This window comes from Halorussus rarus (assembly GCF_003369835.1).
GTDB classification, from domain to species: Archaea; Halobacteriota; Halobacteria; order Halobacteriales; family Haladaptataceae; genus Halorussus; species Halorussus rarus.
This window is the reverse complement of the sequence record NZ_QPMJ01000002.1, coordinates 188,065-198,889: the sequence shown is the minus strand read 5'-3', so window position 1 is coordinate 198,889 and position 10,825 is coordinate 188,065. Positions and strand designations below refer to the sequence as shown.

Below are 10,825 nucleotides of genomic sequence, written 5' to 3'. Positions count from 1 at the left end.
GACGGATCGGGTGGCAGTACGTGTCTCGATTCCCAACCACTATGTTCACCAATCGGTGAAACAGAGGTATGGATTCGGGCCAGACTCCGCTCGCCGAAACCCGGGACGCGCTCGAACGACTGGGTGCCGAACGCGAGCCGGTCACGGCGGGCGAACTGGCCGAAGAACTCGATTGGACCCGGCGGACGGCGACCGAGCGGCTCGACGAACTGGTCGAGCGGGGCGCCCTCGCGACCAAGCGCGTCGGCGACGAGGGCCGCGTGTGGTGGCCGACCGGGCGACCGGAGAGCGAGCGACGGCTCCGGCGGGAGCGCGACCAGACCGAACAGCTGCTGAAGACGTCGCCGGTCGCCATCTGGGTCCAGGACGGGGAGGGGAACGTCCTGCTCGCGAACGAGCGCGCCCAGGCGGTCCTCGGCGCGTCCGAGCGCGAGCTCCGGGGCGACGCCGAGGCCAAGAGCGCGGTCGACGCGACCATCTACGACGAGAGCGGCGAGCCGCTCGCCCGCGACGAGCTACCCCCGGCCCGGGTCCGCGAGACGGGCGACCCGGTGTACAACGAGGAGATAGCGGTCGAGAACGCCGACGGCGAGCGGACCTGGCTCTCGGTCAACGCCGCCCCGGTGTTCGGCCCCGACGGCGACCTCGAACGGGTCATCACGACCGGCGAGGACATCACCGATCTCAAGGAGCGCGAGCGCGGTCTCGCGACCGAACTCAGCGAGGTCTTCGGTCGGGTCTCCGACGCCTTCTACGCTCTCGACGAGGAGTACCGGTTCACCCACGTCAACGAGCGGGCCGAGCAGCTCCTCGATCGCGACGAGGAGGACCTCCTCGGCGAGAGTCTCTGGGACGTGTTCCCGGGGGCCGCCGAGAACGAGGCCGTCCGGGACAGCTTCCACACCGCGATGGAGACCCAGGAGCCGACGAGCTACGAGCTCTACTTCCCGCCGCTGGACTTCTGGGTCGAGACGAACGTCTACCCCTCCGAGAGCGGACTGTCCGTCTACTTCCGCAACGTCTCCGAACGCAAGGAGCGCCAGCAGGAGCTCCGGGAGAAGGAGCGCCGGTTCGAAGCGGTGTTCGAGGACCCCAACATCCTGGTCGGCCTGCTCAACCCGGACGGGACCGTCCTCGACATCAACCATACCGCGATGGAGTACATCGACGCCGACCTCGCCGAGGTGACCGGCGAGCCGTTCTGGGAGACGCCCTGGTGGGGCAAGGGCGACGAGATTCAGGACGACGTCCGGAAGTGGGTCGAGCGGGCCGCGTCCGGCGAGTACGTCGACTTCGAGGCCGACCTCACCCGGCCGGACGGCGAGCGCTACGTCATCAACGGCGTCTTCAGGCCCGTGACCGACGACGACGGCGAGGTCGTGTCGGTCATCGTCTCGGACCGCGACGTCACCGAGCGCAAAGAGCGCGAGCGGGAACTCCGCGAGTCCGAGCGTCGATACCGGACGCTCGCCGAGAACTTCCCGAACGGACTGGTCACGCTGTTCGACCAAGACCGCGAGTACACGCTCGCCGCCGGGCAGGCGTTCGATTACCTCGACGTCTCGCCCGAGGACGTCGAGGGCCGACGGCCCCTGGAGGTGTGGAACGACGAGACGGTGGCCGAGACAGTGGACGCCGCGCTCCGGACCGCACTGGCGGGCTCCCACGAGTCGGTCGAAGTCACGTACGCCGGCCGGGAGTGGATCCTCCACGCGGTCCCCATCGGCAGCGGCGACGAGGTCTCGATGGGGATGACCCTGGCGCTGGACATCACCGAGCGCAAGGAACACGAACGTCGCCTGGAGCGGTTCGCCAGCGTGGTCTCCCACGGCCTGCGCAACCCGCTGTCCATCGCCCAGATGTACCTGGACATGGCGCGCGAGGAGGGCGACCCGGACGACTTCGACCAGGTTGACCAGGCGCTCGACCGGATGGAGACCATCATCGAGAATCTGCTGACGACGACCCGCCAGGGAGAGGGAGACTCTGATACCGAACCGGTCGCGCTCTCCGCGGCGAGCGAGCGCGCGTGGCAGAACGTCGAGACCGACGACGCGACCCTCCGGGTCGAGGCGGACGCCGCCACGGTGGTCGCCGCCGCCGACCAGCTCCAGACGGTGCTGGAGAACCTGTTCCGCAACGCGGTAGAGCAAGGCGACGGCATCGAGGTCCGGGTCGGGAGCTTCGACGGCGGATTTTACGTCGAGGACGACGGGCCGGGAGTTCCGCCGGAGAGCCGCGACGAGGTGTTCGAGTACGGCTACACCTCGGGCAGCGGGACGGGAATCGGCCTCGCGGTGGTCCAGGACATCGTGAACGTCCACGGCTGGGACATCTCGGTGACCGACGGGGCGGACGGCGGTGCCCGATTCGAGATTCGGGGCGTCGATTTCGAGCGGGGCGACGCCGACCGGTAGCGGTCGTTCGGCTGTGAACGGCCAGATTGTCCGTCTTTGGAGGAGTAACGAGTAGCGCTATCGCTCGCGAATTGAACGTCGAGAAGTGCTCCGTCTGGGATTTGAACCCAGGTCATCGGCTCGAAAGGCCGAAATGATTGGCCGGGCTACACCAACGGAGCTTCCGTTTCCGTCCGGGCCGCTCCCGAACGCATTCTGACGATTGACCTGCATACTTATAAACTACACTAAATCGCTCTTCCGCCGGGGTGCGAATTGGTGGACCCGCTCTCGGAACTTCCCTTTCGTTTCGGCTCGAAGAGCAACTCCACCGGAGCATCGAACTCGATTTGCCCGTGATCTGCTCGTCCGTGGCAGCGGCTACACAGAAGGACGAGATTTCGCTCGTCGTGTGCGTCCCCGAGAGAGAGATGGTCGGCCTGTCGAAACACTCTGACCGGGATGATGTGATGGACGTCGAGTTGATGATTCGTTCCATCGCGACCACAGTGTTGGCACACTTCATCTCGTTTCAGAATGTTCTCGCGTGCGACCGACCAGCCGGGACCGTACCGATCGCTGTACCCTCCACGCCAGTTCGGATTCGTCTCCCCGGCGGTCGATTCGCTCATCTTGCGACGAGTGGCCTCCGACCGATTAAGTCCCTCGAGCGACTCGGCGATCTTCTCCCGGACGTTCTCGGGTAGTTCACGGCCTCGTTGTGCCTCCGATATCTTCCGACGAGTCTCGTCTGAAAGCGACCGACCATCGAGCGATTCCGAGATCTTCCGCTTCTCCTCCTCCGTTCGCTCTCGGCCGTGCATCGGATGGTTCTCACCGCGCATCTCTCGCGTCGGAATGTCGAATCGGTTCATGTACTTCCGTATCAGCCGCGGTGAGACACCGCACTCCTCGGCGATCTCGCGCTGGGTGAGTCCCTCGTCCCAGTACTTGACTTCGAGCCACCAGCCGTTGCGGTATCGCTTCACGGACAGTCACTTCCGACCACACCGATTATAAATCTCCGGAGGGGTCTCTGGAAACTACTCGACGCCCCACTCTCAAGCCGCGAAAAAGATAGGCAAGTGTTCGACCCGATGTAGTGCGGTTACTTCCCTTCGAACTCCGGCTCGCTTCCGTCAGAGCAAGCTCTGACGACGTTCGCCGGACGTCCGGCGGCGTTCGCTTCGCTCACTTTCCTTGGAAGTCCGGCTCACCGTCGCCCATGAACGCCGTGACGCCCTCCATCAGGTCGTCGGTGTTCATGAGGTGGCCGAACGCCTGGGACTCGACCTCGAGGCCGGCGTCGGTGTCGTCGCGGCCCGCGAGCATCGCGCGCTTGGTGAACTTCTGGGCGATGGGCGGGCCGGCCGCGAGGTCGGCCGCCAGCTCGAACGCCCGGTCCTCGAACTCGTCGGGCGAGACGACCTCGTTGACGAAGTCGTACTCCGCCATGGTGTCGGCCTCGAAGCGGTCGGCGGTGAAGATGATCTCCTTGGCGCGGCCCTCGCCGACGACGTGCTTCAGCCGCTGGGTGCCGCCCCAGCCGGGGAGCAGGCCGAGGTTGTGCTCGGGCTGGCCGAACTCCGAGCGGTCGGTGGCGATCCGCATGTCCGCGCAGGTCGCCATCTCCATCCCGCCGCCGAGGCAGTAGCCGTCGATGCCCGCCACGACGGGCATCGGGCAGGCCTCGAGCTTGCCGAAGGTGTCCTGGCCCTTCTTCGAGAGCTCGACCGACGCGAGGGGGTCGCCCCCGCCGGCGGCCATGCTCTGGACGTCGGCGCCCGCCGAGAACGCCTTGTCGCCCTCGCCGACGACCAGCAGCGCGCGCACCTCGTCGTCCTCGGTCAGGGCGTCGACCGCGTCGCCGAGTTCGTCCAGCAGTTCCTCGCTGACGGTGTTCATCCGGTGGGGCCGGTCGAGCACGACCTTGCCGACCATCTCGCCGGGCTTCTCGACCCGGATGGCGTCGTAGTCGTACGCGCCCTCCTCGCCCTCCTCGTCGCCGCCGTAGAAGCCGCCCTCCTCGGCGGCCTCTCGGAGGTAGTCCGCGACCTCGTAGCGCTCGGCGCCGGTCTCCTCGCGGAGGTCGTCGAGCGCGTCGACCAGCGCGGCGAGGCCGGTCTCGTCGGCCAGCTTCGCCGGGCCGTCGGGGAACCCCGCGCCCAGCATCACGGCCTCGTCGATGGCGTCGGGGTCCGAGACGTCGTTCTCGACCAGCTTGGCGACCTCGTTGGCCATCACGGCCTGGAGCCGGCGGACCGCGTCCTCGCTCCCGGCGTCGGTCGGGATGTCGGCGCCGCCGTTCTCGTAGTCGTAGAAGCCCTCGCCGGACTTCTTGCCGAGCTTCTCGGCCTCGACCTTCTCCGCGAGGAGCGGGCACGGCTCGTAGGCGTCGCCCAGCACCTCGTGCATGTACTCGAGGACGTGGTAGCCCACGTCGATGCCGACCTGGTCGGCGAGCTCGAAGCTCCCCATCGGCAGGCCCATGTCGAACTTGGTCGCGCTGTCGACCTCCTCGATGGTGTAGTCGCCCGACTCGACCATCCAGGCCGCCTCGTTCATCAGGGGAACGAGCACGCGGTTCACGATGAATCCGGGGCTGTCCTTGCGCACTCGCACGGGCGTCTTGCCCATCGACTCGGCGAGGTCCTCGGTCAGGTCCAGCACCTCGTCGTCGGTGTGGGCGCCCGAGATGACCTCGACGAGCTGCATCCGGACCGGCGGGTTGAAGAAGTGCATCCCGCAGAACCGCTCGGGGCGCTCGGTGACCTCCGAGAGCTCGGTGATCGAGAGGCTGGAGGTGTTGGTGGCGAACACCGCCTCGTCGGGGGCGTACTCCTCGAGCTCGCCGTACACGTCCTTCTTGATGTCCATCTTCTCGGGCACGGCCTCGATGACGAAGTCTGCGTCCGAGACCGCCTCCTCGAAGTCGACGACGGGCGTCACGCGGTCGAGGGCCGCGTCGGCCTCCTCGTCGGTGAGCTGGTCCTTCTCGGCCAGCTTCCCGAGGCTCCACTCGATCTGGTCGTAGCCGTTCTGGACGAACTCCTCCTTGATGTCGCGCAGGACGACCTCGTACCCGGCGAGGGCCGCGACTTCGGCGATGCCGTGGCCCATGTTGCCCGCTCCGAGAACCGCGACGGTGTTGATATCTTCGACCTCCATGTTCGTGGGGTCGGTTGCCGGGCGTTTGAACGTTTCCCTATCGCAGGTTAGAAACTCCGGACGAGTTTACTCACGGTTACGAAGAGATTTAGTGATGGCTGGTCAACTCGGAGACATGGACTTCGGACTCTCCGACGAACAGAAGCAGATCCGCGAGGAAGTGCGGCGATTCGCCGAGAACGAGATCGAACCGGTCGCCCAGGAGTACGACGTCGAGGAGGAGTACCCCCACGAGGTCATGGACAAGGCCGCCGAGATGGGGATGCTGGGCTCGATCATCCCGATGGAGTACGGCGGCGCGGGCTACAACAACCTCGAGTCGGCCATCATCACCGAGGAACTGTTCTCGGTCGACCCCGGCATCGGCCTCTGTGTCACCTCGGCGTCGTTCGGCGCCCACGCCATCATGGAGTTCGGCACCGACGACCAGAAGGAGCGGTTCCTCTCGCCGGTCGCGGCCGGCGACGCCATCATGGGCGCGGCCATCTCGGAACCCGACACCGGCTCGGACGTCTCGTCGGTCTCGACCCGGGCCGAGAAGGACGGCGATGAATGGGTAATAAACGGAAACAAGATGTGGATCACCAACGGCTCGATCGGCGACTACTTCGTCGTGCTCTGCCAGACCGACCCCGACGCCGACGGCCGGTACAACGGCTTCAGCCAGATCGTCGTCGAGTCCGACCGCGACGGCTTCGAGGCCGACAAGATCACCGGCAAGCTCGGCATCCGGGCCTCCGACACGGCCGAGCTCATCCTCGACGACGTGCGCGTGCCCGAGGACAACCTCATCGGCACCCAGGGCATGGGCTTCCTCCAGCAGATGCAGTTCTTCGACGAGACCCGAACCGCGGTCGCCGCCCAGGGCGTCGGCATCGCCAAGGGCGCCTGCGAGGCCGCGCTCTCCTACGCCGAGGAGCGCGAGCAGTTCGGCCGGCCCATCGGCGACTTCCAGGCCATCCAGCACAAGCTCGCGGACATGCACACCCGGACCGAGGCCGCGCGCAACCTGACGTACAAGGCCGCCTGGAGCGTCGACCAGGGCGAGGACATCACGAAGCTCGCCAGCATGGCCAAGGAGTTCGCTTCCCGCGTGGCCGTCGACGTCGCAGACGAGGCGGTCCAGATCCACGGCGGGGCGGGCTACGTCAACGACTTCCCGGTCGAGCGGTTCTACCGCGACGCCAAGATCACCCAGATCTACGAGGGCACGACCGAGATCCAGAAGAACATCATCGCGCGCGAACTGATGGGCAAGGGGTTCTAGGGCCGCGACCGGTCGCGGTGGCTCCCGGACCGTACTTCTCGCCGTTCTGCCGTCCGCACTGCTTCTACGTACTCGCTCTGGGTGCGTTTGTCCTCCGTCGACGTCTGCGCTCGTTACGTCCCCTCGATGTCTGCGCCCGGCTCTCCGCCCTGGTCGCACTCCCGCCGCGTTTCTGTCTCCCAAATTCGAGCAAAATGATAAACTCTCCTCCCCTACAATAAATTTAAGCCGGGCGGGTTTTATGGCCGCGTTATGGTGGATGAAACCAACCGTCGCTCGTTCCTGAAGGGGTCGGGCGCCGCGCTCGCCGGCCTCGCGCTCCCGACCGCGACCGTCTCGGCCAGGTCGACCGAGGAGCGGTACATCGTCGACCTCGAGGACACCGCCGCCGAAGACCTCGACGACGTGACCGTCGTCCACGACCTGAGCCAGATCGACGTCGCCGTCGTCGAGGGCAACCCGAACTCGGTCAGCGGCCTGCGCCACTCGAAGGACGTCGAGATGAAGTTCGAGGTGGACAGGGAGTACGGCGACGAGGACGACGACAGGGACGACGACGAGGGCGAGGAGGACGACTTCGACGGGCGCGATTACTGGGACGACGAGTCGAAGCTCCCGTCCCGGTTCGCGCTCCAGTGGGACAAGCAGTCCCAGGAGCTGCTGGAGGCCGCCGAGGAGACCCGGGGCGAGGGGACGCGAGTGTCGGTCATCGACTCGGGGGCGATAGCCGACCATCCGGACCTCGAGGGGCCGCTCAACGCCGACCTCTCGCGGAACTTCACCGGCGACGGCGGCGACTTCACGCCCTACGTCAACGACCACGGCACCCACGTCGCGGGCATCATCGCGGCAGACGGTTCGAACGAGAAAGGGATTCTCGGCACCGCGCCCGGGACCGACCTCGTGGCGCTGCGCGTGTTCACCGGACCGTTCGCGTTCTTCGGCGACATCATCGCGGCGATGGTGTACAGCGCCGACGTCGGCTCGGACGTGGCCAACATGAGCCTCGGGGTCTACCCGCTCCCGAAGGACGCCGACACCGCGACGCTCCGGGACGCCATCGAGCGCGCGGCGGCGTTCGCGAACGAGCGGGGGACGCTGATGGTCGCGGCGGCGGGCAACGACGGCGTCGACCTCGACGCCGACGGCGACGTCCTCAGCCTGCCGAACGAGGCGGACAACGTCATGAGCGTCAGCGCGACCGGACCCATCGGCTATCGCTGGGACGACGAGGACGACGAAGAGCGGGGCGAGAACGACGGCGAAGAGAGAGGGGTGGATGACGAAGACGAGGCGGAAGGCGAGAGCGGGGAGACCCCCGAGTGGGGCCGACGGGACGACGACGGCGAGCTCGAGGACTTCGACGACCCGCTCGACGACCTGCGGAAGCCGACGACGACGCCCGCGACGTACACGAACCACGGACGCGAGGCGGTCGACATCAGCGCGCCCGGCGGCAACTACGCCGCCGACCCGCCCGCCGACGCCGACTGGCAGTACGACATGGTGCTGAGCACCGCCTTCGAGTGGGGCGAGGACGACGACACGATGATTCCGGCGTACGGGTGGAAGGCCGGCACCTCGATGGCCGCCCCGCAGGTCTCGGCGGCCGCCGCGCTGGTCAAGAGCCTGAATCCCCGCGCGACGCCGGGCGACGTCCGTCGCCACCTCGTCGCGACCGCCGAGGACCTCGACCAGCCGACCTACAGCGGCGAGGGCCACCTCGACCTCGAGGAGGCGGTCGAGGAGGAGGTCGAGCCCCGCGAGGCGGACGACTGGTGGGACGACTTCGACGAGGACGACTGGAAGGACGCGAAGAGCGACTGGAAAGACGAGAAGGAGAGCTGGAAGGACGGGATAGGTGACTGAAGGGACGACCCTCGCGGGGACGGAGCTCGGAGCGTCGGCCGCGGAGAGAACCGGGACGACCGACGCCGAACTGTCGCGGTGGGCCGACGCCGGCGGTCGTCAGGTCCGTCGGCGGTGGTCATATCCGTCGGCGGTCGGCGGTCCAGCGCGTCCTCGGCCGGTCACGCGATCTGCCACGTCCACCGGGAGTCGAGGTAGTACCGGTAGAGCCCGCTGATGAAGATGGCGAAGCCGTTGGCCAGCAGATAGACCAGCCCCGCCCAGTTGACGAACGCCCAGAGCAGCGCCAACTGGAGCGGGATGGCCGACCCCCGAACGACGTTGGTCCGGGCCAGCCCGACCAGGAAGTCGTACCGGGTGGTGTACCGGGAGTGCTGGAACGTCCAGGCGTTGTTCACAACGTACTGGAGGATGATGGTGAGTTCGATGGCGAGCGTGGCCGCAACCAGGTAGTTGAGGCCGGCGAACTCCACGAGCAACCAGAGGACTACCGTCTGGACGCCGGCGGCGCTCGTCCCGACGATGACGAACCGATAGAGGCGGACGAACGTCGGGTGCTTCGTCACGCTGCGGTATCCGGAGTCGCCCACGACTGGGACAGGAGGGCTTCGAGCGTGTAGTGCGTTCTGGTTTCGAGTTTTACCTGTACGATAACCGACACCGGAGGGAATGTCGCGTGGCCGTCAGACCTCGTACTCCGACTCGGCGAACTGGACGTACTTGCCGTTGCGGTACTTGCGCTTGGCCATCTTGTACCTGGTGACCAGCTTCGCGCCCCGGAGCCCCGACGAGAGCCGGTACTTCAGCAGGCGGCCCTCGCCCTCGTCGGCGAGGATGTCGCTGGCCATCGCGAACGTCCGGTCCCAGTCGTCGGGCCCGTAGTCGGCGACGATGTCGGCGAAGGTGACGTTCCGGACGATCTCCTCGCCGATGGCGTCCTTCCACCGGTCGTTGTACGAGTCGAGCCGACCCTCGCCCGCGAGTTCGCCGGCGATCTGGCCGGTCCGGGCCGCGACGTGGTAGCCGCCCTCGTGGAACGCAGAGGTGGTGCCCATCGCGCCGCCCGCGACCGCGACGTTGGCCGCGGTCGGCGACTCGATGGGCCGGGTCGAGGAGATCGGGTAGGTCTCGGTGCCCTCGCTCTTGCCGCGGTCGGTGACCAGCGGGAAGTCCGCGAGGTCGTACTCGTCGCCGTACTGCCGCTCCAGCAGGCGCTCGATGTACTCGGCGGGCCGGGGCAGCGCGTCGTCGTCGGGCCGGAGGAGGTCGTAGGACTCGGGGTTCTCGACGTCCTCGAGGTTCATCCCGATGGGCATCGTGAGGCCGACCCGGGCGACCGTGCCGTCGTTCGGGAATATCCAGGGGTAGGCGGTCTCGCCGGGCATCACGCCCCACCAGAACTTGAGCGCGTCCGGGTCGAACAGCTCCTCGGGGAACTCCCGGTACTCCTGGTAGGCGATGTGGTTGGCGGTGTTCGGCGCCATGATCTCCGAGATGGCCTTGCCATCGGGTGCGAACCGGTCGAGCACGCGCATCGTGACCTGGCGCTGGGGGCCGTCGGCGAGCACGAGGTACTCGGCCTCGACGTCCTCGCCGTCCGACAGGTGGAGCGTGTGGGTCGGCGTCCCGGTGAGGTCGGTCTCGACGTCGGTGACGCCGACGCCGACGCGGTACTCGGCGCCGGCCCGCTCGGCCCGGTCGCGGAGCCAGTCGTCCATCCGGGTGCGGTCGAAGGTGAACCCGAACCCCTCGTCGTACGACGACTCGATGCCGGTGGCCGACATGGTCGCGGTCTCGGTCGGGCCGTAGAACTCGGTCCGGTCGAGCTTCCGGAGGACGACGTGGTCGGGAATCTCCTCGAAGGACACGTCCATGATGTCGACCCAGTAGTCGAGCATCCCGGCGGCGTCGGTCGAGTCCGGGCCCAGCTCCTCGCGGTCGGCCCGCGGGACGCCCTTCTCGACGAGGAGCGCGTCGGCCCCCTGCTCGGCGGCCGCCCGCGCGGCAGAACTGCCCGCGGGCCCGCCGCCGACGATCGCAACGTCGACTCGCTTCATACCCCTACGGTTCCGCGCCGGGTATTAAAGAATTGACCTTCCGATTCCGCGACACTGGGGGTTCGATT

At 67.2% G+C, this 10,825-nt stretch carries 7 protein-coding genes and 1 tRNA gene; 3 read left to right on the top strand and 5 right to left on the bottom strand.

Going from position 1 to position 10,825, the window contains the following annotated elements; translation table 11 throughout:
• Positions 1-68 precede the first annotated feature (68 nt).
• The gene (locus DVR07_RS09245; protein ID WP_115796628.1) at positions 69-2,417 is read left to right on the top strand and encodes a PAS domain-containing protein; all 2,349 of its coding nucleotides are present in this window, start codon (positions 69-71) and stop codon (positions 2,415-2,417) included.
• Positions 2,418-2,503: 86 nt separating this feature from the next.
• Here the strand turns inward: DVR07_RS09245 and DVR07_RS09240 are convergent.
• From DVR07_RS09240 to DVR07_RS09230, 3 genes are all read right to left on the bottom strand, one after another.
• A tRNA-Glu gene (locus DVR07_RS09240) sits at positions 2,504-2,578 on the bottom strand.
• A 66-nt stretch (positions 2,579-2,644) separates the two neighbouring features.
• Positions 2,645-3,385, bottom strand: coding sequence for an NUMOD3 domain-containing DNA-binding protein (locus tag DVR07_RS09235; protein WP_115796626.1), 741 nt, complete (start codon positions 3,383-3,385; stop codon positions 2,645-2,647).
• 202 nt (positions 3,386-3,587) lie between these two features.
• Positions 3,588-5,564 (bottom strand): 3-hydroxyacyl-CoA dehydrogenase/enoyl-CoA hydratase family protein, encoded by a 1,977-nt coding sequence (locus DVR07_RS09230; RefSeq protein ID WP_115796625.1) that lies wholly within the window; start codon positions 5,562-5,564, stop codon positions 3,588-3,590.
• A gap of 115 nt (positions 5,565-5,679) precedes the next feature.
• Here DVR07_RS09230 and DVR07_RS09225 point away from each other — a divergent pair, with 115 nt between their 5' ends.
• Together DVR07_RS09225 and DVR07_RS09220 are read left to right on the top strand one after the other, a co-directional pair.
• Positions 5,680-6,831, top strand: a complete 1,152-nt coding sequence (locus tag DVR07_RS09225) for an acyl-CoA dehydrogenase family protein (RefSeq protein ID WP_115796623.1) — start codon at positions 5,680-5,682, stop codon at positions 6,829-6,831.
• A gap of 252 nt (positions 6,832-7,083) precedes the next feature.
• Positions 7,084-8,700: a S8 family serine peptidase gene (locus tag DVR07_RS09220; protein ID WP_115796621.1), complete on the top strand. Its 1,617-nt coding sequence runs from the start codon at positions 7,084-7,086 to the stop codon at positions 8,698-8,700.
• A 161-nt stretch (positions 8,701-8,861) separates the two neighbouring features.
• Here the strand turns inward: DVR07_RS09220 and DVR07_RS09215 are convergent, their stop codons facing one another.
• Positions 8,862-9,290 carry a GtrA family protein gene (locus DVR07_RS09215; protein ID WP_115796618.1) on the bottom strand — a complete coding sequence of 143 codons (429 nt, stop codon included), beginning with the start codon at positions 9,288-9,290 and terminating at the stop codon, positions 8,862-8,864.
• Positions 9,291-9,383: 93 nt separating this feature from the next.
• Entirely contained in the window at positions 9,384-10,757 is a 1,374-nt protein-coding gene (locus DVR07_RS09210) for an NAD(P)/FAD-dependent oxidoreductase (RefSeq protein ID WP_115796617.1), read from the bottom strand.
• Positions 10,758-10,825 lie beyond the last annotated feature (68 nt).